This window comes from Pseudomonas sp. Sample_14 (assembly GCF_004307515.1).
Lineage (GTDB): Bacteria > Pseudomonadota > Gammaproteobacteria > Pseudomonadales > Pseudomonadaceae > Aquipseudomonas > Aquipseudomonas atacamensis.
This window is the reverse complement of sequence record NZ_RCOC01000071.1, coordinates 70,587-97,182: the sequence shown is the minus strand read 5'-3', so window position 1 is coordinate 97,182 and position 26,596 is coordinate 70,587. Positions and strand designations below refer to the sequence as shown.

The window sequence follows — 26,596 nt, the reverse complement described above, 5'->3', positions numbered from 1 at the left end:
ACCTGAGCGTTCTTCACTGAATCCAAAGCCACAATCACCTCGGTCTTCCAGGTCGATGCATGACGCAAGACACTTCGGTCGGCTCCCTCTCCCTCCGGGAGAGGGCTGGGGTGAGGGGCTTTTGATCCCAGCGTGATTAAACAGGCTGCAACTTCTGCTCAAACACTGCTACCCCATCCAGATCCCGCAACACCACGCTCATCTCCCCGCTCTGCGCTTCAATATTCACCTCACCAAAAAACTGAAACCCGGCAAACGGCGAGGTGTTCTGTGCGGGCGGTGCTTTCTCGAACACCACCTCAGGCCCGAACGTCTTGTCCAGTGGATTCGGCCCGAAACTGCCGGCGTTCAACGGCCCGGCGACGAATTCCCAGAACGGTTCGAAATCCTGAAACGCGGCGCGGTCCGGGTGGTAGTGATGCGCCGCGCAGTAGTGCACGTCCGCCGTCAGAAACACGAAATTGCGCACCTGCTGCGCGCGCAGAAAGCCGAGCAGTTCGGCGATTTCCAATTCACGCCCCTGCGCCGGGCCGGGGTCGCCGTTGGCCACGGCTTCCCAACGCGCAACGCCCGGGCTGACCTCGCCGTCCGGGACGCCCAGGCCGATGGGCATGTCGGCGGCAATGACTTTCCACTGCGCCTTCGATGCCTGCAACTCACGCTTGAGCCAGTCCAGCTGTTCACGGCCGAGAAACGGTTTTGCCGAGCCGAGGTTGTCGTCGTTGGCTTCGCGATAGCTGCGCATATCCAGCACGAATACGTCGAGCATCGGCCCGTAGCTGAGCTTGCGATAAATGCGCCCGCCGCCGTCCGCCGCTTGCAAACGCATCGGCGCATATTCCAGCCACGCCTGCCGCGCGCGGCCGACCAGCTTGTGGATATCTTTCTCCTGATAACGCTCATCCAGCTGCTTGCCCGGTGACCAGTTGTTGACCACTTCGTGATCGTCCCACTGCCAGATCTGCGGCACTTCGGCGTTGAAGCGGCGGATGTTTTCGTCCATCAGGTTGTAGCGATAGTTGCCGCGATAATCGTCGAGAGTCTGCGCGACTTTGCTCTTGGCTTCGGTGGTGATATTGCGCCAGATGCGCCCGCTTTCGGTGGTCAGTTGCGCGGGCACCGGGCCGTCGGCGTAGATGGTGTCGCCGCTGTGAATAAAGAAGTCCGGCAGGCGCAGGCGCATGGCTTCGTAGATGCGCATCCCGCCGATGTCCGGGTTGATCCCGAAGCCCTGGCCGACGGTGTCACCGCTCCAGACAAAACGGATGTCGCGTTTTGTCGTTGGCACACTGCGCAGATGGCCGAACCATGGTTCGCTGGCGACGCCGCTCTGCGCATCTTCGAAGTGCACGCGATAGAAGATTGCCTGGTTGGCCGGCAGGCCGGTGAGTTCGACGCGGGCGGTGAAATCGCTGCGCGCATCGGCCAGTGGCGAGACGAATTTGCGCGGGTTGCCGAACAGGCTGCCGGTGTCCCACTCGACCACCATGCGCGCCGGCCGATCGCTGCGGCTCCAGATCATCGCGCGGTCGCCGAGCAGGTCGCCGGACTGCACGCCGTCGGTGAGTTGCGGACGATCCTTGACCGAGGCAATCAGCGCCGGCGCCAGCCCCGGCAGCAACAGCCCGGCGCCGACCGCTTGCATGACGCGACGCCGACCGAGATTGAAATCGCTCATGGTGTTCTCCCTGCAAAAGGGAAAACTTAAGCACGCCTATATGAACTCGCCATGACACCACTAACCATTGTGGGAGCGAGCCTGCTCGCGAAAGCGGTGTGCCAGTCTACATACATGTCGCTGGTAGATTGCATTCGCGAGCAGGCTCGCTCCCACAGGGATTTGGTGTTGTCGGTCAGGCCTTGGCGGGCTCCAGCGCTAACTCGACAGCCTCCGGCCGTTTGAGCAACGCATACACCACTGCCGTAACCAGGCTCCCCGCAACAATCGCCAGCAGATACAGCAGCGCATGGTTGATCGCATTGGGGATCGCCAGCACGAACAAGCCACCGTGCGGCGCCATCAGTTTGCAGCCGAAGTACATCGACAAGGCGCCGGTCAGCGCGCCGCCAGCGATGCTCGCCGGAATCACCCGCAGCGGATCTTTCGCGGCAAACGGAATCGCCCCTTCGGAGATAAAGCACAGGCCCAGCACGAACGCCGCTTTGCCGGCCTCGCGCTCGCTCTGCGCGAACTTGCGTCGGGCAATGAAGGTGGCGATGCCCAGACCAATCGGCGGCACCATGCCGGCGGCCATGGTTGCGGCCATCGGTGCGTAACTCTGCGAGGCCAGCAGCCCCACCGAAAACGCATAGGCAGCCTTGTTGATCGGCCCGCCGAGGTCGACGCACATCATGCCGCCGAGCAATACGCCGAGCAGAATCGCGTTGGTGGTGCCCATGCTGTCGAGGAACTGGGTGAGCGCGGCGAGCATGCCGGCGACCGGTTTGCCGACCACGTAAATCATCACCAGGCCGGTGACCAGACTGGCCAGCAACGGAATGATCAGAATCGGCTTCAGCGCTTCCAGGCTCTGCGGCAATTTCACATAGCGGGCGATGGCTTTGGCGGCATAACCGGCGATGAAACCGGCAATGATCCCGCCGATGAATCCGGCGCCCAGAGTGCCTGCGAGCAAGCCGCCGATCATTCCCGGCGCAAGGCCCGGGCGGTCGGCGATCGAGTAGGCGATGTACCCGGCGAGTAGCGGCACCATCAGCTTGAACGCGGTTTCGCCGCCGATCTGCATCAGCGCCGCCGCCAGCGTGCCTTCTTCCTTGTAAGCGGTGATGCCGAACACGAAGGACAACGCGATCAGCAAACCACCCGCCACCACCATCGGCAGCATGTACGACACACCCGTGAGCAAGTGTTTGTAGACGCCGGTTTTTTCCGACTTGGCCGGAGCCTTGCCGTCGCTTGCCGCACTTTCCACTGCGCCTTCGGCCAGGGCTTTTTTCAGGGTCGCTTCGGATTGCTTCAGGGCAACGCCCGTGCCGCAGCGATAGATTTTCTTGCCGGCGAAACGCTCGGTAGCGACGTCGATATCCGCCGCCAGCAGCACCACGTCAGCCTCGGCGATGGCCGTTGCGCTGAGTGGCGTTTTCGCGCCGACCGAGCCTTGGGTTTCGACCTGCAATTCATAGCCCAGGCGCTTGGCAGTCTGCTGCAACGCTTCGGCGGCCATGAAGGTGTGGGCGACGCCGGTCGGGCAGGCCGTGATGGCGACGATGCGCGGCGCACGGGGCGTATCGATCGCCGGTTCGACTGCGCTGGCGACGTAGACTTCGGCTTCTTCAGCACCGCGACGCAGCACCGCTTCGACATCCTGCAAGGCCTGCGCCGGAGCGATCTGGAACACGCGCTTGCCGACGAAGCGACTCATGTCCACCGCGCCAGTGGTGACCAGCAAGACCCACTCGGCGGCTTCGATGGTCGCCGCCGACAATTCGCGTTCCGGGTGCGCCGGATCGACCACTTCAACGCTGGTGCTCCAGCCCTGACGCTGCGCCGCTGCATCGAGCAGACGCGCGCACAGCACACTGGTGACCATGCCGTTCGGGCAAGCCGTAACAATGGCTAACTTCATCACAAACCCTCTTATTGTTCTGTCAGGGGACGCACGCGCACGCCCTGTTCGAGCTGCGCCAGTTGCGCAGCGTCGTTGATGCCAAAACCGATCTGGGTCACCGCCATCGCCGCAATCGCGGTGGCGGTGCGCAGGGTTTGCTCGGGGGTGTCGGCGCCAAGCAGACCGTGGAGCATGCCGGCCAGCAAGGAATCGCCGGCACCGACCGTGCTGGCCACGCTGACTTTCGGCGGCGAGGCATGCAGGGCCGAGCCGACACTGAACCAGTTGACCCCGTCAGCGCCGTGGGAGATCACCACGTGCTCGATGCCTTGGCCGTGCAAACTTGCGGCGACTTGTGCTTCGGCGATCGGCGACACCACTTCGCAGCCAAGTGCGTGGGCCAATTCTTCGGTGTTCGGTTTGATCAGCCAGGGGCTGGCCTGCAACGCGGCGCGCAAGGCTTCGCCGCTGGAGTCGAGAGCGACTTTCAAGCCGAGCGCGTTCAACCTTTCAATCAGCTCGCGCAACCACTGCGCCGTGACGCCACGCGGCAGACTGCCGGCGACCACGACGGCATCGTGCCCCGGTGCGATCTGCTGCAAGCGATCAAGCAAGGCTTGCTGCGCCGTTGCATCAACCACCGGGCCAGGCCCGTTGATGTCGGTGATGCGCCCGTCCTGTTCGGCGACTTTGATGTTGCTGCGCGTCTCGCCCGGCACGCGGATGAACGCGTCGACGAAACCGCGCTTGGCGAACAGGGTTTCGAACGCTTGCTGATTGTCTTCGCCGAGAAAGCCGCTGACGGTGACCTGATGGCCGAGATCCGCCAGCACCTGGGCGACGTTGACGCCTTTGCCCGCAGCGTGGGTGTGCATCTCCTCGCTGCGATTGACCTGACCGGCATCCAGCCGTGACAGCTCGACGGTGAGGTCGAGAGCCGGGTTGAGGGTCAGGGTGAGAATCTTGGCCATTTACAGGGCCTCCACTAATGCGCGTACTTCATTCGCGCTGCCCACGGCCAGGGCCTGTTGAGCGAGGGTTTGCGCCTGGGGCAGGCTGAGTTCACGGATGCGCGCCTTGACTTCGGCAATGCTGCGCCCGGACACGCTGAGTTCGTCGACACCGAGGCCGACCAGCACCGGCACCGCCAGCGGATCTGCCGCCAGTTCGCCGCAGACGCCCACCCATTTGCCATGGGCATGGGCGGCGCGCACGGTGATGTCGATCAGTTGCAGGACCGCCGGGTGCAAGCCGTCCGCTTGAGCAGACAGGGTCGGGTGACCACGGTCGATGGCCAGGGTGTATTGGGTCAGGTCGTTGGTGCCGACGCTGAAGAAGTCGACTTCCTTGGCCAGCACTGGCGCAAGCAACGCGGCCGACGGCACCTCGATCATGATCCCCAATTGCAGGTCGGCGACTGGAATTTCCAGACGCAGGCGTTCGGTCATGTCGCGGGCCTGGCGCCATTCTTCGACGCTGCCGACCATCGGGAACATGATCCGCAGCGGACGGTTGTCGGCCGAGCGCAGCAAGGCGCGCAGTTGCGCTTCCATGATCTGCGGCCGCTGCAGGGTCAGGCGGATGCCGCGCACGCCGAGGAACGGGTTTTCTTCCTTGGCGATCGGCCAATACGTCAGCGGTTTGTCGCCGCCGACATCGAGCGTGCGCACCACCAGCGGCCGTCCAGCCAGACCATCGAGGACGCGACGGTATTCGGCTTCCTGGGTTGCCTCGTCCGGTGCCTGCGGGTGGGCCATGAAAATCAGTTCGGTGCGCAGCAGACCAATGCCTTCAGCGCCCTGCTCCACCGCGCTGGTCACGCCTGCGCTTTCGCCGATGTTGGCGAACACTTCGACGGCGTGGCCGTCGGTGGTGTGTGCCGGTTGATGGCGTTGTTCGGCGGCGATCTTCAGGCGTTGCTCGCGGGTGTCGCGCTCTTCAGCGGCACGCTTGAGGGTCGCGGCATCGGCGTCGACATGCAGACGGCCACGCTGACCGTCGAGCAACAGCGGCGTGCCCGGCTCGAGCAACAGCACCGCTGCACCCGCGCCGACCAGTGCTGGAATACCGAGCGCGCGGGCGACGATGGCGCTGTGCGCGGTAGCACCGCCGCGCGCGGTGAGAATCCCCGCCACTCGCGCAGGATCCAGGCGCGCGACATCGGACGGGCCGACTTCGTCCATCACCAGAATGTACGGTTGCTCAGGTTCGTTCGCGGTGTGCACGCCACACAATTGCGCCAGCACGCGACGACCGATGTCACGCAGATCGGCGGCGCGCTCGGCGAGCAAAGCGTCTTGCAGCGATTCCTGCTGTTTGGCGGCGGCTTCGATCACTGCCATCCACGCCGCTTCGGCGCTTTCACCTTGCTTGAGGCGGGTGTCGACTTCGTCGGTCAGATCCGGGTCGTCGAGCATTTCTTGGTGAGTGATGAAAATCTCCCGAATTGCCTTGGCCTTGCTGCGTTCGATCAAGCCCTGGATGTCGCGGCGCACGTCGCTCAGCGCTTGCTTGAGGCGCTCGCGCTCGATCGCGGCAGATTCGCCGCGCAACGGGTAATCGATGGCTTGCAGCACCTGAATGTGCGCAGGGCCGATGGCGATGCCCGGTGCGGCAGGAATCGCCTGCAACAGGCTGCCGGAGGCCGGCGCGATCAATACTTCGGCGATGTCGGCGATCACTTCGCGCTGCTGACTCACGGCCGGCAGCGGCTCGACTTCCTCACCGAGGCCTTCTTCAATCGCCGCGAGCAGGGCCGGCAAGGCATCGGCGGCGATGCTCGGCTCGGCGATCAGCTCCAGCACCTGACCGCGGCGGGCACCGAGACTGAGCAGTTTGCTCAGGCTCTTCACCGACACGGCGCTGTCCTGGCTGTCGACGATGCGCACACGGATTTCGCCGTCAAAACTCTTCGCCAGTTGCGCAAGAATCTTCGCTGGTCGTGCGTGCAGACCATGGGCGTTGGCCAGGGCAATACGTGCACTCGGCCAGTCGGCCGGCAGTTCACCGCCAAGCACTTCGAGGACTTTGCGGCTGCTGGTGGCGCGGCCGAGTTCGTGGCCGCGACCTTCGATCAGCAACGCGCACAAACGCTCGAGCAACGCCTGATGCGCTTCGCCCAGACTGGCGAGGCAGAACAGTCCGCTGAGCGGCTGGCCGAGGTAGCGCATCGGTTTGTCCGGGGTGACGAACGCCAGTCCCGGACGCTTCACGGTCTGCTCGCTGTGCAGCCACCACAGGCCATCGCCCAGTGGCAGCGCTTCGACTTGCTGCAACACGCCGGCAAAGCCGTTGCTCACACAATCGGCCTGACGCAGCAGACGTGCGCCGCGCCAGACCAGTTCTTCGAAATCGTCGGCCGACACGCCGAGGCCGATCATCTGCGCATCCAGCGCCAGTTCCTGCGGCGCGCCTTGCAACAGTTTAAGCAGCGCTTCGGGGGAGCTGGCGCGACGCAAGGCCTGGCCCAGATCGGTCTCGCCGAGGGCGCGGGTCAGCAGTTGCAGCAGGCGCAGGTGTTCGTCGGATTTCGCCGCGATGCCGATCGCCAGATAAACGATCTGGCCATCGCCCCAGTCGACGCCGTCGGGAAACTGCATCAGGCGCACGCCGGTGGTGAATACCTGATCGCGGGTTTCCGGGGTACCGTGGGGAATGGCGATGCCTTGACCGAGAAAGGTCGAGCCCTGGGCTTCCCGGGCCTGCAGGCCGGCGAGGTAGCCGTCAGCTACCAGACCATCGGCGACCAGATGACTGGCCAGCAATTGCAGGGCAGCGGGTTTATCCACGGCCGACTGGCCCATGGATATCTGCTCTATAGTGAGCTCGAGCATGCGATCTCCTTTTTGGCGCAGTTCAACGCCAGGTATTGTTTTGAATGGTTCACAGCTTAGGCGCTCTGCCGCGCTTTTCAGCGGCAGTTTTGGCGGTTTCACGGCAGGACCGGCCAAAGGCGTCTAAAACGTAGAAAATACGCTTGCTGAAACGTTTAATCTAGATTGATCGGCACGTTACTCGATAATGTCTCATCCTTGAAGTCCAACTGGTCGGATCTGCCCAGGCAATAAATCGACTGCCCTTATCGGGTAGGATTGGCGAAAATGTCGCGGCATGCTCGAAAAAACAAGGAAATACCGGGTTGAAACTCAGTGATATCGCGCGGTTGGCCGGCGTCTCCGTCACCACCGCCAGCTACGTCATCAACGGCAAGGCCGAACAGCAACGCATCAGCAACGCGACCGTCGAGCGCGTGCGCGCGGTGGTCGATCTGCACGGCTTCACGCCCAATCCGCAAGCGGCCGGCCTGCGCAGTCGGCATACGCGCACCCTGGGTTTTATCCTGCCGGATCTGGAAAACCCCAGTTACGCGCGGATCGCCAAGTTGCTCGAACAAGGCGCACGGGCGCGCGGTTATCAATTGCTGATCGCCAGCTCCGACGATGCGCCGGACAGCGAGCGCCAGTTGCTGCAACTGTTCCGCGCGCGTCGCTGCGATGCGCTGATCGTCGCCAGTTGCCTGCCGGCCGGTGATGACAGCTATCGGCAGTTGCAGGCCAAGGGTCTGCCGATCATCGCCATCGACCGGGTCATGGAGCCGGAGCATTTCTGCTCGGTGATCAGCGACGACCGCGAGGCCAGCCTACATCTGACCCAGAGCCTGCTCGATCCGCAGCCCAAGCAGATCGTGCTGCTCGGCGCCCGCCCGGAGCTGAGCATCAGCCAGGAACGTGCCGCCGGCTTCCGCGAGGCTCTCAAAGATTTCAAAGGTGAGGTGCTGGTCGAGCACGCCGAGTCGTTCAGCCGTGAGTGCGGCAAGCAACTGATGGAAGAACTCCTGCAGCGTCTGGGGCATTTGCCTGACGCGCTGGTGACCACCTCCTACGTGCTGCTGCAAGGCGTGTTCGATGCGCTGCATGATTTCCCGCTGAAATCGCGGCCGCTGCGCCTGGGCACGTTCGGCGACACGCAGTTGCTGGATTTCCTGCCGCTGCCGGTCAACGCCATGTCCCAGCAACACCAGTTGATCGCCGACAAGGCGCTGGAACTGGCCCTGGCCGCGGTCGAGCAGGACGACTACCAACCGGGCGTGCAAGCCATCGCGCGGACCTTCAAGCAGCGTATTCATCGGGACTGAATCGTGGAGCTGATCGACAGCCACACCCACCTCGACTTCCCCGACTTCGATGCCGATCGCGCGGCGCTGCTGGCCGAAAGCCGTGCCCTCGGCGTGCGGCGCATCGTCGTGCTGGGCGTGCATCAGGGCAACTGGCAACGGGTCTGGGATCTGGTGCAGAGCGATGCCGACCTGTACGCGGCGTTCGGATTGCACCCGGTGTTTCTCGATCAGCATCGCCCCGAAGATTTGAGCGCGCTGGGGGACTGGCTGACGCGGTTGCGCGGACATCGGCAGTTGTGTGCGGTGGGCGAGATCGGCCTGGATTACTTCATCGAAAACCTCGATCGCGAACAGCAACAGGCGTTGTTCGAAGCGCAGCTGCAACTGGCCGCGGACTTCGGGTTGCCGGCGCTGATCCACGTACGCCGCAGCCACGCAGCGGTGATCGCCACGCTCAAGCGCTTCAAACTCAAACGCGCCGGCATCATCCACGCCTTCGCCGGCAGCCGCGAAGAAGCGCGGGAATACCTCAAGCTCGGTTTCAAACTGGGTCTTGGCGGCGCACCGACCTGGCCGCAGGCGCTGCGCATGCATCGGGTGCTGCCGGAACTGCCGCTGCAATCAGTGGTACTGGAAACCGACTCACCGGACATGGCCCCCGCCATGTTCCCCGGCCAGCGCAACAGCCCGGCGCATCTGCCGGCGATTTGTGCGGCGCTGGCCGAGCTGATGAATATCACGCCTGAACAACTGGCCAACGCCAGCACCGCCAACTGCTGCGAAGTCTTCGGCTGGTAACACCGCCGTCCCCTGTGGGAGCGAGCCTGCTCGCGAAAGCAATCTGTCAGTGACATCGTCAGTGCCTGACCCGCCGTCTTCGCGAGCAGCCTCGCTCCCACATTTTTGATCCGGTTCCAGCCTTTCAGACACGAAACGCACTGATCAGCTGTTTGAGCTCAACCACCTGCGCCGACAGCGCACGGCTGGCATCTTCGGTCTGGTGTGCACCTTGTGCTGTGCGTTCGCCAGCGCGATTGATCTCGACGATGTTCTGGTCGATGTCATGGGCCACGGCGGTCTGCTGTTCGACGGCAGCGGCGATTTGCTGGTTCTGGTCGACAATCATGCCCACCGCGCCAAGAATGTTCTCCAGCGCCTGCTGGACTTTTTCCGACTGGCCCACCGTGCCATTGGCCATCTGATGGCTGACGCCCATGGCCTTCACCGCCGCGCCGACGCCGCCATGCAGTTTGGCGATCATCTGCTCGATTTCTTCGGTCGATTGCTGGGTACGCTTGGCCAACGTGCGCACTTCATCTGCGACCACGGCAAAACCGCGCCCCTGCTCGCCGGCCCGCGCGGCTTCGATAGCGGCGTTGAGCGCCAGCAGGTTGGTCTGTTCGGCGATGCTCTTGATCACCTCAAGCACACGGCTGATCGACTGGCTGTCGCTGGCCAGTTGATTGATCACCAGCACCGACTGGTCGATTTCGCTGGCCAGTGCGGCAATGCTGCCCTGTTGCGATTCCACCAGGCCGCGCCCGCTGAGTGTTTCGTCATTGACGCTGTGGGCGCTGCTCACCGCAGCGGCGGCACTGCGCGCGACTTCCATTGAGGTCGCCGACATCTGGTTCATCGCCGTCGCCACTTGTTCGATCTGCGAGCGCTGCCCAGCGACAGCCTGATTGCTCTGCGCCGAGACGCTTTCGACCTGCACGGCCTGGCGCTCGACCTCGCCGACGGTATGCCCGACACGTTCGATCAAGTCGTGAATCTTCTTCACCGTGCCGTTGAACACCTCGCCCAACTCGCCCAGTTCATCGCGGCTGCTGGCCTTGAAGTTGACGGTCATGTCACCGGCCGCGACCTTGTCCATCATCGCGCCCAGGCTTTTCAGGGTGGTGCGGGTCGAGGCGTAGAAACCGCCATAAAGATAGAAAATCAGCACGAACACCACCGACAGCGCCGAGGCTTGCAGAATCATGTGCGTGCGGTTCTGTGCCAGACGCTGCTGCAACTGGTTGTCGAGGAATTTCAGCGTGGCCTGATTGAGCTGGTAGGTGTTTTCCATCAGCCCGGTGACCTGATCGTAGAATGCCTGCCACGGCGCATCGAGGGTGTCGGCCATCACCACTTGTTCTTCAAACAGCTCGCTGGCCTGCTTCAGCGAGGCCTTGCTGGTGTCAGCCTGGGCACTGAGGGATTCGCGTGCGGCGTTGCTGGAGCCGAGGGCGTCTTGCAGTTTCAGGGCGTACTCGGCCTGGAGTTTTTCGATCTGCACCAGCAGCTCGTCAAAACGCGTGCTCGAGGAACTGTTGAGAAAGCCCTGGCCCAACGAATACGAGCCCATCGCCCGGCCTTCGCCGAGAGTTTGCGTGACGCTAGGGGTAATCAGCGTGACCAGTTCGCTGAGCTGACGAATGTCGCTCTGGTTGTCGCGGCTCAACCCGGCCTGACTGGTGATGATCTGGCTGAAAATCTGCGCATTGGCCAGCAACTTGCCGATCAACGCGCTTTTGCTTTGCAGCGAAGTCTCCGCCTGCTGGGCCTTGAACGCGGCGATCATTTCATCGCGCTTGGCCTCGAACTGCTTGATCTGCTCGGGATCTTCGGTCATCGCCGTCAGCCCTTCGAGGCGCGCGAGCACAGCCTGCTCCAGCGTCTGGATCTGCGCTTCGACATTGCCGGCCTTGCCGGACTGGCCGAGGGTGACATCGATCTGCACCAGATTGTTCAGGGTCTCCAGATCCCGACGCAGGGTCAGGCTGCTGCCCAGCAGGTCGAGACTTTGCAGTTCGACGCGGGTGCCCTGAAATTCGCGATAGGAGTCGCGTACCAGATAGAAATTGGTCACCAGCATCGGCACCAGGAACAGCACGCTGATCAGGCTGAACTTCATGCCGAAGCTCAGACGGTTCATCAGCGAGACGGCGGGATAGAGCAAGCTCTTCACTGGAAGTCTCCCTTGGTTTTTCTTGTTTTTATTGGCAGGCGCGGGACGACAGCAGATAGCCACTATCGGGCGCTATCTCTGTATAGCGTAAATCGGCGGGAGGTTTTGTAACTTATGGTTACTGATGCATGGTGGAACAGGGTTTTCAGGGCTGCGACGCAGCCCATCGGGGATAAATCCCCTCGCCACAATGAGTTTCACGCTGGCTTATCAGTGAACCAGAACCGTCCACAAGGCAAACCCGGCATACCACAGCACCGCCGCGCGCAGCAGCAGTTCCCACAGGCAATCGAGGGTGTTGATGCCGTCCGGGCCGACCACTGGCGGTGGAACTTCCCCGGCTGCCAGGCCGACCTTGTTGATCAACTGCGCAGCGCTGATGTTCCAGTTCAGCAGCTCATGCAGCATCACCCGGCTGACCGCGACGAAGTTGCCGACCAAGGCCAGACTCGCCGCCAGCAAACGCACCGGCACCCAATCGAAGGCATGACGCAACTGCGCAGCACGCTCGACCAGCGCCGGATTGCTGCCGTGCTCTTCGGCCAGCGCCAGCAAGCGATAGGCCAATGCCGCCACCGGACCGAGGAGGAAGTACCAGAAGATCACCGCAAAAAAACTCTGATAGGCCTGCCACAGCAGATGCCCCTGCACTTGTTCAAGCAATTGCTCGCCGCTGTCGGCGCAGATGTCCAGGTCGCGCTTGGCCACGTGGGCCGCCGCTTGCAGATCCTCACGGCGCCAGGCGTCGCGGAACGGTCCGAGGCCGCCGAGCAGGTCGCCACGCCCGAGGCTGTAAATCACCACCAGCAAATGCACCGGCAGCGCCAGCAGACCGTACGCCACCGGTTCCAGCACCAGCAGCAACAGCGCCAGCAACGCCACCGGGCACAGCACCAGAATCGTCAGCACCAGCCACGGTTGCCTGGCCAGCCGTTTGCTGTTTTCGAGTTTGTGCAGTTCGCGGATCCATCCGCCGTCGCGTTGAAGCCGATGGCGCAGGGCCGAAAACTTCTCGATCCACACCGCCAGCAGTAACACCAGAAAACTCATTGTCCTTCCTCTTTTGCCAGGGCTGCGCGGTAGCGTGCCCAGTCGAATGCTGGTCCCGGATCGGTCTTGCGCCCCGGAGCGATATCGCTGTGGCCACAGATACGCTGAGCGGTGATCGCCGGAAAACGTTTCTGCAACTGCCGGGTCAGCGCAGTCAACGCGCGATATTGCTCGTCGGTGAACGGCAGATCATCGGTGCCTTCCAGCTCGATGCCGACGGAAAAATCGTTACAGGTTTCACGACCCTCGAACACTGAAACGCCTGCATGCCACGCCCGCGCAAGACAAGAGACAAACTGGGTGACCTTGCCGTCACGTTCGATCAGAAAATGCGCCGAGACGCGCAGGTCAGCGATGCCTGCAAAGTACGGGTGTTCGGTGACATCCAGACGATTCTGGAAAAATTCCTGCACCTTGCCCGTGGCGAATTGCGCCGGCGGCAGGCTGATGTTGTGGATGACCAACAGGGACACTTCGCCCGCCGGGCGCTCATTGAAGTTGGGCGACGGGCAGATCTGCACGCCATGACACCACCCGCTCGCGGGATCCAACTGCATACCGATTCCTTCAACGCCGACCATGTGGGCGCCCAGTATGCCGCGATCCGCCCCCGCCGCGCGATCACTTGCCGCGATTGAGTCGCCGCAGGTCGCCCAGCACCGATTCCAGTGCGCGGTCGAACAGCAAGGTGTCATCCAGCGCACGCGCGGCGCCACGGCTGAAAGCCAAGGCGAGGTCGGTGCGGCTGTGCTCCAGCACCTTCGTCCCGGTGCGGTCGACGAAGACATATTTGCCGGTCTCTTCGATGATCGCGGCGAGTTTGCAACGCAAGCTCTGTTCGTCGTCTGCGTCGAACACCACCCAGTGGCCCACACGCAACTGCTCGACCTGAGACAGACCGGCAGCGTCTTGCGCCAGGCGCGGCGCCGGGGTGGCTGCTGCCTGGTCGGCACTGTGCTGCAAGACCTCGGGCGTGACTTCCATCAGCGGCATGGCGCTGTGCTCGGCATCGTCGGAACGTTCCAGCACGCGTACGTGCAGAGCCTCCAGCTCACTGAAAAATTCGCTGGTGGCAAACGGGTCGAACGCGGTGCTGCTCAGGCCATCGCGCAGTGACTTGAGCAAACCCGGGACCAGTGCCAGCAGGCGCAGGCTGGATTCGCCGTCGTCATGGCGCTGCACGCTCCAGACCAACTGTTCCATGGTCTGCACGTCGGCGTGCCATTCGGCAGACTGATCGCCATGCTTGAGGCAGGTCAGCAACAGCACTTTGCTCCAGGCCTGCTGGACGAAACTCACCACCGTCGCCGGCAGCACTTTGCCCAGTAGCGCCTGTTGCAACGCCTGCGCGACACGCCGCTGAGCCAGCTCGGCCCTCGCCCGGCCTTCCTCGGCGTCCCGCAAGCGTTGTTCCAGCAGTTCAGTGCGACGGCGTTCTTCCTGAGTGAAGGCGAGGAAGTCGGCGAGCAGTTCGGAGAAGATCGCCGGGTCGTCGACAAACTCGCTCAGCAAGCGTTGCACCACTTGCTCGATGCGCACGTAGAGGCTGTCGCGCTCAGCGCCGTCGCAATCGCTCCAGCCCATTGCGGCCTCGGCGATTTCGTTGAGCAGGCGCCGCGCCGGGTGCGTGCTGCGGCTGAAGAAACTCTTGTCCAGCACGGCGACCTTGAGCATCGGAATCTGCAATCGGGCAATCAGCGCCTTAAGCGCATCAGGCACGTTGCGATCATCGAGGATACAGTCGAAGACCATGGCGATCAGGTTGATCACGTCTTCGTCTGCAGGCGCGACGACACGGGAGCGGCCACTTCTGACGCTGACCCGGGTCAGCAGTTGCTCGAGCTGATGGCGCAGATCGAAATCTTCCTGAGCCTCCAGCGCCGGTACGTATTGCTGCAAGTGCGACAACAAACGCAACAGGTCGCGGGTGTTGATCGGATGCGCCGGGGCGCCGGGCTCCAGGGTCGGTGTGACGCGGCCGCGGACCTGGGCGAGCAATTGCTGCATCGCGGCGAACACTTCCTCGATGCCTTCGTCCGCTGGCGGCTCGTCGAGATCTTCAATCAATGTGTCGCTGTCCGCAGGCTCGACCATGCGACGAGCCACGGCGGGCTTCAGATGTGGCAACACGCCGGTCGCGAGCAACAGCTGATTGGCCTCGCCATACAGCTGCTCGGTGTCAGCCAGCACATAGCGTTCGAACAGTTTGAGCAGGATCAGCTTGACCTTGATCTCGACGCCGAGGTTACGCCCGGCCTGCAGGAAATATTCGCAGAGCATCGCCGGACTCAGCGGGTTGTGCTGATCGTCCAGACGCTTGCCGAGCATCGAGCTGAAGCGTGCGGTCAGTTGATCGAGAGCGAAGCCGTCGCGCTTGAGCACGCGACTGACCATGGTCTGCACGGCCACGGTACGCTCCATGGCATCGGTGCGCGGCGCCGACTCTTCGACCACCGGCGTGCGTGGCAGAGTGTTGGCGGCGGGGTCGTATTGGGTAAGGCCGGCGAAGGCTTCAAAGAACAGTTCAAGAAAGCCGCGCTCGATATTCTTGCGCTTGAGGCGCAGGTCGCGCATGGCTTCGAAAAAGATGTTCTGATCGACGTCGTTGCGCGCCCGGTCGGCCATTTCGAACAGCGTGTCGTCGGCGTTATCGAACAGCTCCTGCAAATCGTGGCGCAGCTGCTGCGCAGCCTTGTCGCGAACCTGCAGCAGAATCACCGGCAAGCGGGCAAGCGGCGAGTGGTCCGCCAAATCGGCAGTCGCCCGGTGCAAAGGCACCACTTTCCCGTCGTTGCGCATCCAAGCCTCCTGGAACGGTGATTCGGTTCGTCGCTTTCGACACTGCCCCAGCGGAGTCGTTCGTCAAAGCCATGACGTCAAATACAAGGCGGATTATCTGGCAAAAGAGGCCGGCGATGCTATAGGCCTCAGGGTTTCCCCTATACGCCATACACCTCGCACTCAGCGCAGGAAAATCGACCAGATGCGCCAGGCACGCACGTTCTCGCCTTGGGTTGGCTCGCGCCCTGCCCCTATAATCGAACCACTTTGTTTGTGGAGTCCGTTATGCCGAATCTACGTCTCGCCGATCTGACCGCCGAAATCGAAAACAACGTGCGCCGTGCGTTGCTCGAAGACGTCGGCAGCGGCGACATCACCGCGCAACTGATCCCGGCCGAACGCCTGGCCAAAGCCACCATCATCACCCGTGACGACGCCGTCATCTGCGGCACCGCATGGGTCGATGCGGTGTTTCGCCAGCTCGATCCGCGTGTGGCGGTGCATTGGCAAGTGGTCGACGGCCAGCGGGTCAAAGCCAATCAGCCGCTGTTTCATCTGGAAGGCCCGGCGCGCTCACTGCTGACCGGTGAACGCAGCGCGCTGAACTTCCTGCAGTTGCTGTCCGGCGTGGCGACGCGCGCGCAGTACCTGGCAGACTTCGTCGGCGAGACGCAGGTCAAGTTGCTCGACACCCGCAAAACCCTGCCCGGCCTGCGTCTGGCACAGAAATACGCCGTAACCTGCGGCGGCTGCCACAACCATCGCATCGGTCTCTACGACGCCTTCCTGATCAAGGAAAACCACATCGCCGCCACTGGTGGCATCGCCGAAGCCGTGGCCGCCGCACACAAGATCGCCCCGGGCAAACCGGTGGAGATCGAAGTGGAAAGTCTTGAAGAGCTGAAGCAAGCGCTGGCAGCGGGCGCCGACATCATCATGCTCGACGAACTGAGCCTGGATGACATGCGCGAAGCCGTACGCCTGACCGCCGGCAAAGCGAAACTGGAAGCCAGCGGCGGCATCAACGAAAGCACGCTGCTGCCGATCGCCGAAACGGGCGTGGATTACATTTCGATTGGTGCGATGACCAAGGATGTCAAAGCGGTGGATCTGTCGATGCGCTTGAGCCTCTAAACGCAGCGGCAAGCTACAAGCTACAAGCTACAAGCCAAGCGACTCTGCTTTGACTTGCAGCTTGTAGCTAGAAGCTCGCAGCTGCTCTTATACGACGAGATTATTCATCTCGCAGTACTCTTCCCACTCGACACCCAAGACTTCCGCCGCTTCCTTGTGCAGCACGAGGCGCTGCGCCTCGAATTCCTCCGGCGTGCTCGTGTACTTGAGGGTCAGCTCCCACGGCTGCAAGCCCTGCGCTTCGGCTTCGTCTTCGAAGGCCCACTGGATCTGGTCTTTCTGATCATCGGGACTCAGGTCCTTGATCTCATCCTTCAGTTCCGGCACATCCAGAAGGTATTTTTCCAGCGCTTGTTCGTGGCGTTGCTCTTGGGTCAATTCAGTCATGGGGTTCTCGCTGATCTTAGGAATGGAGGATGGATCTGGATCATCAAGGATCTCTCTGACGCAGGAAGCCATTGGAAAATCGGGTTTTCCTGGCCTTCAGGACCATTCGTGGATCATCTGAAAACAACGGTGCTTGCTTGTCTGGTACGAAGGAATCCTAACAGAGACGCAAGCCAGTGCAACCGGGGGAATGAAATGAAGGGTGGTATGCGCTTGGTTACAGTTTCCTGTTTCCATGCGCGAAATTCACTGCGTATAAATCCTCGCCATCGCCTTTGATAGTCGAGGCGAACGAAACCTTCACATTGACCGCCCAAAAACAGGCAACTATATTCAGTTGCAATCATAGGCCAGCATGTCAAAGACTGAAAAACTTCTCGCCAAGCTAATCAACGGGCACAGCGCATTCACTTGGTCCGAGCTTGTCACTCTGTTAGGTCGTCTTGGTTACTCTCAGCTGGAAGGATCCGGTAGCAGGATCAAATTCGACAATGGGGATCCGAACGCATTGATCAACCTGCACAAGCCCCATCCCGGAAATGAAATCAAAACATACGCAAGACGCCAGATTATCGAGCAACTGAAAAAAGGAGGCCTGATTCAATGAGTTCCCAGCTGCACTACAAAGGCTATGTTGGCTCTATCGAGGCGAGCACGGAAGATAAGTGCCTGTTCGGAAAACTCCTTTTCATCAGGGCGCTGGTTAATTATGAAGGACAAACGGTGGCTGAACTGGAAGCAGCCTTTCGCGAGGCGGTAGATGACTATTTACAAACCTGTCAGCAGCTCGGGCAGAAGCCTGAAATCCCATGCAAAGGATCGTTCAATGTTCGCATAGGTCACGATCTGCATTTAGCAGCGGCTCTGGCGGCAACCCGTCAAAATGTGTCGTTGAATGATCTGACACGTCAAGCACTGAACGAATACCTCCAACACCACGCATAAAACCGAAGGCGAAAATTTTTTGCCCGAGACAGGAATCGAACCTGCGACCTTCGCGTTACGAGTGCGCTGCTCTACCGGCTGAGCTACACGGGCGGTGGGCTAAACCTAGCACCGGTCTCGAGCTGCGGCAAATTTGTGGGTTGTCTGATGGTTTTCTTTTGAGAACCACATTTGTGGCGAGGGGATTTATCCCCGTTGGGCTGCGAAGCGGCCGTGAATCTGGCACCTCGGTGTTTCAGGCGGTCGGCAGTGTCTGGTTTTACGACTGCTTCGCAGCCGAACGGGGATAAATCCCCTCGCCACCATTTCTTTATTTCAGATAAAAAATGCCCCCGCCGTTTGCACGGCGGGGGCATCTTCATTGCGCTAAAGCGTTGGGGTGATTAAACGCCCGAAGCCTTGGCAGCTGCCACGTCTTTGATGGACAGCTTGATACGGCCGCGGTTGTCCACGTCCAGTACCAGCACTTCCACTTCCTGGCCTTCCTTCAGGATGTCGGTCACTTTCTCAACGCGAGCGTCGCTCAGCATCGAGATGTGCACCAGACCGTCCTTGCCCGGCAGGATGTTTACGAATGCGCCGAAGTCGACGATGCGCTCAACCTTGCCGACGTAGATCTTGCCGATCTCGGCTTCTGCAGTGATGCTCAGAACGCGCTGACGAGCAGCTTCTGCAGCATCCTTGGTTTCGCCGAAGATCTTGATCGAACCGTCGTCTTCGATGTCGATCGAAGCCTTGGTTTCTTCGCAGATCGCACGGATGGTCGCGCCACCTTTACCGATAACGTCACGGATTTTGTCGGTGTCGATCTTCATCGCGATCATGGTCGGAGCGTTGGCCGACAGTTCGGTACGCGACTGGCCAATGATCTGGTTCATCTGGCCGAGGATGTTCAGGCGCGCTTCAAGGGCCTGGCCCAGAGCGATTTCCATGATCTCTTCGGTGATGCCCTTGATCTTGATGTCCATCTGCAGCGCAGTCACGCCTTTGGCGGTACCGGCTACCTTGAAGTCCATGTCGCCCAGGTGATCTTCGTCGCCGAGGATGTCGGTCAGGACGGCGAACTTCTCGCCTTCTTTAACCAGACCCATGGCGATACCGGCCACCGGTGCTTTCATCGGTACACCAGCGTCCATCAGTGCCAGGGAAGCACCGCACACGGAAGCCATCGAGCTCGAACCGTTGGATTCGGTGATTTCCGACACCACGCGGATGGTGTACGGGAACACGTCAGCGGCTGGCAGCATGGCCGAAACCGAACGACGGGCCAGACGGCCGTGACCGATTTCGCGACGACCGGCGCCACCCATGCGACCACACTCGCCTACCGAGAACGGCGGGAAGTTGTAGTGCAACATGAACGGGTCTTTCTTTTCGCCTTCCAGGGTGTCCAGCAGTTGCGCGTCACGGGCGGTGCCCAGTGTTGCCACAACCAGCGCCTGGGTTTCGCCACGGGTGAACAGTGCCGAACCGTGAGTCTTCGGCAGAACGCCAACTTCGATGTTCAGCGGACGTACAGTCTTGGTGTCGCGACCGTCGATACGTGGCTTGCCGTTAACGATATTTTCGCGAACGGTGCGGTATTCGATTTCGCCGAAGGCTGCTTTGACTTCAGCAGCGCTTGGCTGGCCTTCTTCACCGGACAGCTTGGCAACCACCTGGTCCTTCAGCTCACCCAGGCGAGCGTAACGGTCGGCCTTGATGGTGATGGTGTAAGCCTGGGAGATCGCTTCGCCGAACTCGGCACGGATAGCGCCCAGCAGTTCGGTGGCTTCTGGCGCAGGAGCCCAGTTCCAGGTTGGCTTGGCGGTTTCGGCAGCCAGTTCTTTAACTGCGTTGATCACAACCTGGAATTCGTCGTGAGCGAACAGTACCGCGCCCAGCATCTGGTCTTCGGTCAGCTCTTTGGCTTCCGATTCAACCATCAGCACGGCGTCGGAAGTACCGGCAACGACCATGTCCAGGCTCGAAGCGGCCTGCTGCTCGTAAGTCGGGTTCAGCAGGTAGCCGGTGCTTTCGTGGAAAGCCACGCGAGCGGCGCCGATCGGGCCGTCGAACGGAATGCCCGAAATGGCCAGGGCAGCCGAGGTACCGATCATCGCAGCGATGTCCGGATCGGTCTTCTTGCTGGTGGAAACGACGGTGCAGACAACCTGCACTTCGTTCATGAAGCCTTCTGGGAACAGCGGACGGATCGGACGGTCGATCAGTCGGGAAGTCAGGGTTTCTTTCTCGGAAGGACGGCCTTCACGCTTGAAGAAACCGCCAGGGATCTTACCGGCAGCGTAAGTCTTTTCCTGGTAATGAACGGACAGAGGGAAGAAGCCCTTGCCCGGATCGGCTTGCTTTGCACCGACAACAGTCACCAACACGCTGACGTCGTCGTCAACGGTGACCAATACTGCGCCGGAGGCCTGACGGGCGATACGGCCTGTCTCGAGGGTAACGGTCGATTGACCGAACTGGAATTTTTTGATTACCGGGTTCACGGTGTCCTACCTTCTTTGTGGCTCTTGGGGGAAACGGTTTCTTGCGAATTCTTGGGCAATCTCGGGAATCGGCCCGATGGCAATTGTCCGGGTGCTACAGGTAAAGCCATGCTGCAGATAAAACTTGAGGCTGGGAGCCTGCAAGACGCCAGCGGAAAACCGCTGACGCCCGACAGACCACCAACCTCATAGCGCAATCGCTGATTAGCGACGCAGACCCAGGCGAGCGATCAGCGCGGCGTACCGGCTTACGTCCTTGCCTTTCAGGTAGTCCAGCAGCTTGCGACGCTGGTTAACCATGCGGATCAGACCACGACGGGAGTGGTGATCTTTACCGTTGGCCTTGAAGTGACCTTGCAGTTTGTTGATGTTGGCGGTCAGCAGTGCAACCTGCACTTCTGGCGAACCAGTGTCACCAACAGCTTGCTGGTAGTCAGCAACGATTTGAGCTTTTTCTTGAACGTCGAGAGCCATGAGGCAATCCTTCCTTATCAGGAAACTGTTTCAGGGAAACAGCTTCAACAGGCCAGGGACAAATCCCTGTATCTATAAATGAGTAGTGACCATGCCTGTTAACAGCCACACTCGCCGGCCCGCTTAACGCAGACCGGTTCCGGTCATTCTGACCGAATCAAGCGACGCGGCGCGATGCGCCCGTCTTCGCTCACTTCACCGATACCGATGAAACGACCATTGTGATCCTGTACTCGCACCATGCCGAACTTCGGCGCATCCGGGGCACGTACCGGCTGGCCGTTGAGCCAGTAGAACGCGCTCGCTTCAGAGAAGTGCAGCAACGGCCAATCCTGCAGGCCGCTGTCCGATGGCATCAGGAAGCGATCGACCGCTTCGTTGCCGCCTTCGGCATGTACCGCTTCCAGCTCTTCGAGGGTCACGGTCTGCGCCAGGGTGAAAGGCCCGGCCTGGGTCCGGCGCAGTTCTGCGACGTACGCACCACAACCGAGTTGCTCACCGATATCCTCCACCAGGGTACGAATATAGGTGCCCTTGCTGCAGTCCACCGCAAGCCGCGCAGTATCGCCTTCGAAGGCCAGCAATTCCAAGCGCGCAATAGTAACAGAACGCGGTTCGCGCTCCACTACTTCGCCTGCACGTGCCAGTTTGTACAGCGGCTGGCCATCACGCTTGAGTGCCGAGTACATCGGCGGTATCTGACTGATTTGCCCGCGAAATTTCGGCAGAACCGCTTCGACATCGGCGCGACCAACGGTCACCGGACGCTCCTGCAAAACCTCGCCTTCGGCATCGGCCGTGGTGGTGGTCTTGCCCAGTTGCGCCAGGGTCTCGTAGCCCTTGTCGGAATCGAGCAGGTATTGCGAGAACTTGGTCGCCTCGCCGAAGCACAGCGGCAACACGCCGGTGGCCAACGGATCGAGGCTGCCGGTGTGCCCGGCCTTCTCGGCATTGAGCAGCCAGCGCACCTTCTGCAAGGCAGCGTTGGAGGTGAACCCCAACGGCTTGTCGAGCAGGATGATGCCGCTGACGTTACGACGGATACGTTTGACCTGAGCCACCGAATTACTCCTTGGTGTCTTCAGGTGCTGGAGCGGCAACGTGCTGATTGTCTTCAGCCACGGCGCGCTCGATCAATGCCGACAGATGCGCGCCACGCACGACGGATTCGTCGTAGTGGAAGTGCAATTGCGGCACGCTGCGCAGCTTCATTTCGCGGGCCAACTGCATGCGCAGGAAGCCTGCGGCGGCATTGAGCACCTTGATGCTTTGCGCGATGTCTTCAGCGTTGTCCTGACCCATCACGGTGATGAAAATCTTCGCGTGACCGACGTCACGGGACACTTCCACAGCGGTGATGGTGACCAGGCCGACGCGCGGGTCTTTGACTTCGCGACGGATCAGTTGCGCCAGCTCGCGCTGCATCTGATCGCCGATACGTTGGGTACGGCTGTATTCTTTTGCCATGATTTGTTACCTGTTACTGCCCAGCGGTGAAACCCGCAAGGTCTGAAAGCGGCAAACGCCCGGCCTGACAAAAGCCAGACCGGGCGTTGCGTTTAGAGTCCGGACGCTGTGCCGTGCATTTGCATGCTACGGCCCATCGTGGCCCTTGAAGTGCGCGAGTCAGAGGCTGCGAGCAACCTGAACCTTCTCGAAGACTTCGATCTTGTCGCCGACTTTGACGTCGTTGTAGCTCTTCACGCCGATACCGCATTCCATGCCGGCACGTACTTCGGAAGCGTCATCCTTGAAGCGGCGCAGGGATTCCAGCTCGCCTTCGAAGATAACGATGTCTTCACGCAGTACACGGATCGGACGGTTACGGTGCACGACACCTTCGATCACCATGCAACCGGCGATCGCGCCAAACTTCGGCGAACGGAACACGTCACGCACTTCGGCCACACCCAGGATGTTCTCGCGAACATCGCTGCCGAGCATGCCGGTCAGGGCTTTCTTGACGTCTTCGATGATGTCGTAGATCACGTTGTAGTAACGCATATCCAGACCTTCCTGCTCGACGATCTTGCGAGCGCCGGCATCGGCACGCACGTTGAAGCCGAACAGTACAGCGTTGGAAGCCAGTGCCAGGTTGGCGTCGGATTCGGTGATACCACCGACACCGCCACCCACGACGCGCACTTGTACTTCGTCGTTGCCCAGGCCATTCAAGGCACCGTTCAACGCTTCCAGCGAACCACGGACGTCGGATTTGAGGACGATGTTGAGCGTCTTCTTCTCGGCCTGACCCATGTTTTCGAAGATATTTTCCAGCTTGCCGGCGTGAGCGCGAGCCAGTTTGACTTCGCGGAACTTGCCTTGACGGAACAGAGCCACTTCACGGGCTTTCTTCTCGTCGGCAACCACGCTCATCTCGTCGCCAGCGTCCGGGGTACCGTCCAGGCCGAGGATCTCGACAGGGATGGATGGACCGGCTTCCTTGATTGGCTTGCCGTTCTCGTCGAGCATGGCACGTACACGGCCGTAGTTCGAACCGACCAGGACCATGTCGCCTTGACGCAGCGTACCGTCCTGAACCAGCACGGTTGCTACCGGGCCACGACCCTTGTCGAGACGCGATTCAACCACGACACCACGGCCAGGAGCCGATGGAGTAGCTTTCAGTTCGAGAACTTCGGCCTGCAGCAGAACGGCTTCAAGCAGCTCGTCCACGCCAGTACCCATCTTCGCCGAAACCGGAACGAATGGTGTGTCGCCACCCCAGTCTTCGGAAGTCACGCCGTGAACCGACAGCTCGCTGCGGATGCGATCGAGATCGGCGCCCGGCTTGTCGATCTTGTTCACTGCTACCACCAGCGGCACGCCAGCTGCCTGAGCATGCTGAACCGCTTCGATGGTTTGCGGCATCACGCCGTCGTCCGCTGCAACCACGAGGATCACGATGTCAGTCGCCTTGGCACCACGGGCACGCATTGCGGTAAACGCAGCGTGACCCGGGGTGTCGAGGAAAGTGACCATGCCGCGATCAGTCTCAACGTGGTATGCACCGATGTGCTGGGTGATACCGCCAGCTTCGCCAGCAGCTACCTTGGCACGACGGATGTAGTCGAGCAGGGAAGTCTTACCGTGGTCAACGTGGCCCATTACGGTCACGACTGGTGCACGGGAGAACGACTCACCTTCAAACTTCAGGGACTCGGCCAGGGAATCTTCCAGAGCGGTGTCGCTGACCAGGGTCACTTTGTGGCCCAGTTCTTCGGCTACCAGTTGAGCAGTTTCCTGATCAAGCACCTGGTTGATGGTCGCTGGGGTACCCAGTTTGAACATGAACTTGATGATTTCAGCCGCTTTGACCGACATCTGATTGGCCAGATCGCCAACGGTAATGGTCTCGCCGATCTGCACGTCACGCACGACAGGGCCGGTCGGGCTCTGGAAACCGTGGGCGTTGCGCTTCTTCAGCTTGGCCTTGCCGCGACCACCACGACGGAAGCCATCGCTTTCTTCGTCGGTAGTGCGTGGCGCCACACGTGGCGCCGGGGCTTTTTCTTTGACCGATGCGCGATGCGGAGCGTTTTTGCGCTCGCCATCACCACCACCGCTGCGACGATTGTTGTCGTCGGCGCGTGGCTTGTCCGGACGGCGCTGTTCGTTCTGCTTGTTGCGAACGTCAGCCGATGGAGCAGGAGCAGCAGCCACCGGTGCGCTTTCGCGAACAGGTTCGGCAGCGGCAGCCGGCGCCGCAACGGCGTCGCTGGCAGCGGTTTGCGCAGCAGCAGGCTGGCGACGCGCTTCTTCTTCGGCGCGCTGCTTGGCTTCTTCTTCAGCCTTCTGACGGGCAGCATTTTCTACTGCGCGACGCTCATCCAGTTCACGCTTGCGCTCGGCTTCGATTTCTTCCGGGCTGCGCTGTACGAAAACTTTCTTCTTGCGAACTTCAACGCTGATGCTCTTGCTACCAGCCACACGCAGGGTGCTGGTGGTTTTACGCTGCAGCGTGATCTTGCGTGGTTCTTCCACTTTCGCCTTGTGGCTGCTTTTCAAGTGAGTCAGCAACGATTGCTTCTCACTATCAGTCACACTTTCTTCGGCGGCGGTGTGCGGCAGACCTGCCTCACGCATCTGCTGCAACAGGCGCTCTACCGGTGTTTTGACCTCATCGGCCAGTTGTTTCACCGTGACTTGCGTCATGCACTTCTCTCCTCAGGCCGCGCCTAATTACTCGAACCAGTGGGCTCGGGCGGCCATGATCAACTTGCCGGCACGATCATCGTCAATGCCGTCGATGTCGAGCAGGTCGTCAATAGACTGCTCGGCCAGGTCTTCGCGGGTAATTACGCCGCGCACCGCCAGTTCCATCGCCAAATCCTTGTCCATACCCTCAAGCGAGAGCAGGTCTTCGGCCGGATGGGCGTCTGCCAGCTTTTCCTCAGTAGCGATGGCTTTGGTCAACAAGCGATCCTTGGCGCGAGCACGAAGCTCGTTGACGATGTCCTCGTCAAAGCCGTCGATGTTGAGCATTTCCTCCACCGGTACGTAGGCAATCTCTTCCAGGCTGGTGAAGCCTTCATCTACCAGCACCTGAGCCAGTTCTTCGTCGACTTCCAGCTCGTCGATGAAGTTGCGCAGGATGTCGCCGGTTTCTGCTTGCTGCTTAGCCTGGATGTCCGATTCGGTCATCACGTTCAGGGTCCAGCCAGTCAACTGGCTCGCCAGACGCACGTTCTGACCACCGCGACCGATGGCCTGAGCCAGATTGTCTGCGCCAACGGCGATGTCCATGGCATGGGCATCTTCGTCAACGATAATTGCCGCAACCTCGGCCGGGGACATGGCGTTGATCACGAACTGGGCCGGGTTGTCGTCCCACAGCACGATATCAACACGCTCACCGCCCAACTCACCCGATACCGCCTGGACGCGCGAACCGCGCATACCGATGCAGGCACCTTGTGGGTCGATGCGTTTGTCCTTGGAACGGACGGCGATCTTGGCACGCGAACCCGGATCACGGGAGGCGGCCATGACCTCGATGAGGCCTTCGGCGATTTCCGGCACTTCGATACGGAACAGCTCGATCAGCATTTCCGGCGCGGTACGCGACAGGATCAGCTGCGGGCCGCGGTTCTCGGTGCGGATTTCCTTGAGCAGCGCACGCAGACGCACGCCGACACGGAAGGTTTCGCGAGAAATGATGTCTTCACGGGCCAGCAACGCTTCAGCGTTGTTGCCCAGATCGACGATCACGTTGTCGCGGGTGACTTTTTTCACGGTGCCGGAGATGATTTCTCCCAGGCGCTCGCGATAGGCGTCGACCACTTGAGCGCGCTCGGCTTCGCGAACTTTCTGCACGATGACCTGCTTGGCAGTCTGTGCAGCGATGCGGCCGAATTCGATGGATTCGATTTTCTCTTCGACGACGTCACCGACCTTGGCACCAGGATGCGTTTCGGCAACCTTGCTTGGCCAGGTCTCGATGGCCGGATCGTCGAGATCATTCTCTTCGACGACCGTCCAGCGACGGAAGGTTTCGTAGGAACCGGTGTGGCGGTTGATTTCCACACGCAGGTCCACTTCGTCTTCAAAACGCTTTTTGGTAGCAGTGGCCAGAGCCAGCTCCAGCGCTTCAAAAATTACGCTTGCCGGTACACCCTTTTCATTGGATACCGACTCAACAACCAGCAGTACTTCTTTGCTCATCGTACGCCTCGCCTTTCGCAAGCCATTGGATCCG

Annotated in this window: 20 protein-coding genes and 1 tRNA gene; 5 read left to right on the top strand and 16 right to left on the bottom strand. The window is 60.9% G+C overall.

Going from position 1 to position 26,596, the window contains the following annotated elements; all coding sequences use genetic code 11:
* Positions 1 to 136: 136 nt before the first annotated feature.
* The 4 genes from D8U61_RS17305 to ptsP all read right to left on the bottom strand — a co-directional run bounded on the left by D8U61_RS17305 (position 137) and on the right by ptsP (position 7,402).
* The gene (locus tag D8U61_RS17305) at positions 137 to 1,678 is read right to left on the bottom strand and encodes an alkaline phosphatase D family protein (RefSeq protein ID WP_130887762.1); all 1,542 of its coding nucleotides are present in this window, start codon (positions 1,676 to 1,678) and stop codon (positions 137 to 139) included.
* 175 nt (positions 1,679 to 1,853) lie between these two features.
* Complete coding sequence (locus D8U61_RS17300; protein WP_130927376.1) at positions 1,854 to 3,587, bottom strand: PTS fructose-like transporter subunit IIB; 1,734 nt, start codon at positions 3,585 to 3,587, stop codon at positions 1,854 to 1,856.
* A gap of 11 nt (positions 3,588 to 3,598) precedes the next feature.
* Positions 3,599 to 4,540, bottom strand: coding sequence for a 1-phosphofructokinase (pfkB, locus tag D8U61_RS17295; protein ID WP_130927375.1), 942 nt, complete (start codon positions 4,538 to 4,540; stop codon positions 3,599 to 3,601).
* The gene (ptsP, locus tag D8U61_RS17290; RefSeq protein ID WP_130927374.1) at positions 4,541 to 7,402 is read right to left on the bottom strand and encodes a phosphoenolpyruvate--protein phosphotransferase; all 2,862 of its coding nucleotides are present in this window, start codon (positions 7,400 to 7,402) and stop codon (positions 4,541 to 4,543) included. It lies immediately after the preceding gene.
* Between the two features lie 305 nt (positions 7,403 to 7,707).
* Here ptsP and cra point away from each other — a divergent pair, with 305 nt between their 5' ends.
* The gene (cra, locus tag D8U61_RS17285) at positions 7,708 to 8,703 is read left to right on the top strand and encodes a catabolite repressor/activator (protein ID WP_110646628.1); all 996 of its coding nucleotides are present in this window, start codon (positions 7,708 to 7,710) and stop codon (positions 8,701 to 8,703) included.
* Between the two features lie 3 nt (positions 8,704 to 8,706).
* Entirely contained in the window at positions 8,707 to 9,483 is a 777-nt protein-coding gene (locus D8U61_RS17280; protein WP_130927373.1) for a TatD family hydrolase, read from the top strand.
* Positions 9,484 to 9,607: 124 nt separating this feature from the next.
* Here the strand turns inward: D8U61_RS17280 and D8U61_RS17275 are convergent, their stop codons facing one another.
* From D8U61_RS17275 to D8U61_RS17255, 4 genes are all read right to left on the bottom strand, one after another.
* Positions 9,608 to 11,638 carry a methyl-accepting chemotaxis protein gene (locus tag D8U61_RS17275; protein ID WP_130901645.1) on the bottom strand — a complete coding sequence of 677 codons (2,031 nt, stop codon included), beginning with the start codon at positions 11,636 to 11,638 and terminating at the stop codon, positions 9,608 to 9,610.
* 210 nt (positions 11,639 to 11,848) lie between these two features.
* Entirely contained in the window at positions 11,849 to 12,688 is an 840-nt protein-coding gene (ampE, locus tag D8U61_RS17265) for a regulatory signaling modulator protein AmpE (RefSeq protein WP_076565795.1), read from the bottom strand.
* The gene (ampD, locus tag D8U61_RS17260) at positions 12,685 to 13,245 is read right to left on the bottom strand and encodes a 1,6-anhydro-N-acetylmuramyl-L-alanine amidase AmpD (protein WP_125927175.1); all 561 of its coding nucleotides are present in this window, start codon (positions 13,243 to 13,245) and stop codon (positions 12,685 to 12,687) included. The genes ampE and ampD overlap by 4 nt, the downstream gene beginning before the upstream one ends.
* A gap of 64 nt (positions 13,246 to 13,309) precedes the next feature.
* The gene (locus D8U61_RS17255) at positions 13,310 to 15,487 is read right to left on the bottom strand and encodes a DUF1631 domain-containing protein (RefSeq protein ID WP_130927372.1); all 2,178 of its coding nucleotides are present in this window, start codon (positions 15,485 to 15,487) and stop codon (positions 13,310 to 13,312) included.
* 267 nt (positions 15,488 to 15,754) lie between these two features.
* Here D8U61_RS17255 and nadC point away from each other — a divergent pair, with 267 nt between their 5' ends.
* A complete protein-coding gene (nadC, locus tag D8U61_RS17250) occupies positions 15,755 to 16,603 on the top strand; it encodes a carboxylating nicotinate-nucleotide diphosphorylase (protein ID WP_130927371.1) in 849 nt (282 codons plus the stop codon).
* A gap of 87 nt (positions 16,604 to 16,690) precedes the next feature.
* Here the strand turns inward: nadC and D8U61_RS17245 are convergent, their stop codons facing one another.
* Positions 16,691 to 16,990, bottom strand: a complete 300-nt coding sequence (locus tag D8U61_RS17245; RefSeq protein ID WP_130927370.1) for a DUF6388 family protein — start codon at positions 16,988 to 16,990, stop codon at positions 16,691 to 16,693.
* Positions 16,991 to 17,345: 355 nt separating this feature from the next.
* On the opposite strand from D8U61_RS17245, the gene D8U61_RS17240 reads away from it, so the two are divergent.
* Positions 17,346 to 17,597, top strand: a complete 252-nt coding sequence (locus D8U61_RS17240; protein ID WP_073473851.1) for a type II toxin-antitoxin system HicA family toxin — start codon at positions 17,346 to 17,348, stop codon at positions 17,595 to 17,597.
* Positions 17,594 to 17,935 carry a type II toxin-antitoxin system HicB family antitoxin gene (locus tag D8U61_RS17235; RefSeq protein WP_056782875.1) on the top strand — a complete coding sequence of 114 codons (342 nt, stop codon included), beginning with the start codon at positions 17,594 to 17,596 and terminating at the stop codon, positions 17,933 to 17,935. The genes D8U61_RS17240 and D8U61_RS17235 overlap by 4 nt, the downstream gene beginning before the upstream one ends.
* A gap of 20 nt (positions 17,936 to 17,955) precedes the next feature.
* On the opposite strand, the gene D8U61_RS17230 is transcribed toward D8U61_RS17235, so the two are convergent.
* The 7 genes from D8U61_RS17230 to nusA all read right to left on the bottom strand — a co-directional run bounded on the left by D8U61_RS17230 (position 17,956) and on the right by nusA (position 26,562).
* Positions 17,956 to 18,028 (bottom strand) — tRNA-Thr (locus D8U61_RS17230).
* A 290-nt stretch (positions 18,029 to 18,318) separates the two neighbouring features.
* Positions 18,319 to 20,424 (bottom strand): polyribonucleotide nucleotidyltransferase, encoded by a 2,106-nt coding sequence (gene pnp, locus D8U61_RS17225; protein WP_130927369.1) that lies wholly within the window; start codon positions 20,422 to 20,424, stop codon positions 18,319 to 18,321.
* Between the two features lie 204 nt (positions 20,425 to 20,628).
* Positions 20,629 to 20,898, bottom strand: a complete 270-nt coding sequence (gene rpsO / locus D8U61_RS17215; protein ID WP_016771751.1) for a 30S ribosomal protein S15 — start codon at positions 20,896 to 20,898, stop codon at positions 20,629 to 20,631.
* Between the two features lie 143 nt (positions 20,899 to 21,041).
* Positions 21,042 to 21,959, bottom strand: a complete 918-nt coding sequence (gene truB / locus D8U61_RS17210) for a tRNA pseudouridine(55) synthase TruB (protein ID WP_024011571.1) — start codon at positions 21,957 to 21,959, stop codon at positions 21,042 to 21,044.
* Positions 21,960 to 21,963: 4 nt separating this feature from the next.
* On the bottom strand, positions 21,964 to 22,365 hold the full coding sequence (gene rbfA, locus D8U61_RS17205) for a 30S ribosome-binding factor RbfA (RefSeq protein WP_016771753.1): 402 nt from the start codon (positions 22,363 to 22,365) through the stop codon (positions 21,964 to 21,966).
* Positions 22,366 to 22,524: 159 nt separating this feature from the next.
* Positions 22,525 to 25,053 carry a translation initiation factor IF-2 gene (gene infB / locus D8U61_RS17200; protein WP_130927367.1) on the bottom strand — a complete coding sequence of 843 codons (2,529 nt, stop codon included), beginning with the start codon at positions 25,051 to 25,053 and terminating at the stop codon, positions 22,525 to 22,527.
* A gap of 27 nt (positions 25,054 to 25,080) precedes the next feature.
* Entirely contained in the window at positions 25,081 to 26,562 is a 1,482-nt protein-coding gene (nusA, locus tag D8U61_RS17195) for a transcription termination factor NusA (RefSeq protein WP_024011569.1), read from the bottom strand.
* Between the last annotated feature and the right edge of the window lie 34 nt (positions 26,563 to 26,596).

What these genes read in the sequence shown, in the direction of transcription:
- D8U61_RS17255 (WP_130927372.1), bottom strand. Translation starts at nt 15,487, where the DNA reads ATGCGCAACGACGGGAAAGTGGTGCCTTTGCACCGGGCGACTGCCGAT.
- D8U61_RS17305 (WP_130887762.1), bottom strand. Translation starts at nt 1,678, where the DNA reads ATGAGCGATTTCAATCTCGGTCGGCGTCGCGTCATGCAAGCGGTCGGC.
- ampE (WP_076565795.1), bottom strand. Translation starts at nt 12,688, where the DNA reads ATGAGTTTTCTGGTGTTACTGCTGGCGGTGTGGATCGAGAAGTTTTCG.
- nusA (WP_024011569.1), bottom strand. Translation starts at nt 26,562, where the DNA reads ATGAGCAAAGAAGTACTGCTGGTTGTTGAGTCGGTATCCAATGAAAAG.
- ptsP (WP_130927374.1), bottom strand. Translation starts at nt 7,402, where the DNA reads ATGCTCGAGCTCACTATAGAGCAGATATCCATGGGCCAGTCGGCCGTG.
- nadC (WP_130927371.1), top strand. Translation starts at nt 15,755, where the DNA reads ATGCCGAATCTACGTCTCGCCGATCTGACCGCCGAAATCGAAAACAAC.
- rpsO (WP_016771751.1), bottom strand. Translation starts at nt 20,898, where the DNA reads ATGGCTCTCGACGTTCAAGAAAAAGCTCAAATCGTTGCTGACTACCAG.
- pfkB (WP_130927375.1), bottom strand. Translation starts at nt 4,540, where the DNA reads ATGGCCAAGATTCTCACCCTGACCCTCAACCCGGCTCTCGACCTCACC.
- infB (WP_130927367.1), bottom strand. Translation starts at nt 25,053, where the DNA reads ATGACGCAAGTCACGGTGAAACAACTGGCCGATGAGGTCAAAACACCG.
- D8U61_RS17235 (WP_056782875.1), top strand. Translation starts at nt 17,594, where the DNA reads ATGAGTTCCCAGCTGCACTACAAAGGCTATGTTGGCTCTATCGAGGCG.
- D8U61_RS17300 (WP_130927376.1), bottom strand. Translation starts at nt 3,587, where the DNA reads ATGAAGTTAGCCATTGTTACGGCTTGCCCGAACGGCATGGTCACCAGT.
- rbfA (WP_016771753.1), bottom strand. Translation starts at nt 22,365, where the DNA reads ATGGCAAAAGAATACAGCCGTACCCAACGTATCGGCGATCAGATGCAG.
- D8U61_RS17245 (WP_130927370.1), bottom strand. Translation starts at nt 16,990, where the DNA reads ATGACTGAATTGACCCAAGAGCAACGCCACGAACAAGCGCTGGAAAAA.
- D8U61_RS17240 (WP_073473851.1), top strand. Translation starts at nt 17,346, where the DNA reads ATGTCAAAGACTGAAAAACTTCTCGCCAAGCTAATCAACGGGCACAGC.
- ampD (WP_125927175.1), bottom strand. Translation starts at nt 13,245, where the DNA reads ATGCAGTTGGATCCCGCGAGCGGGTGGTGTCATGGCGTGCAGATCTGC.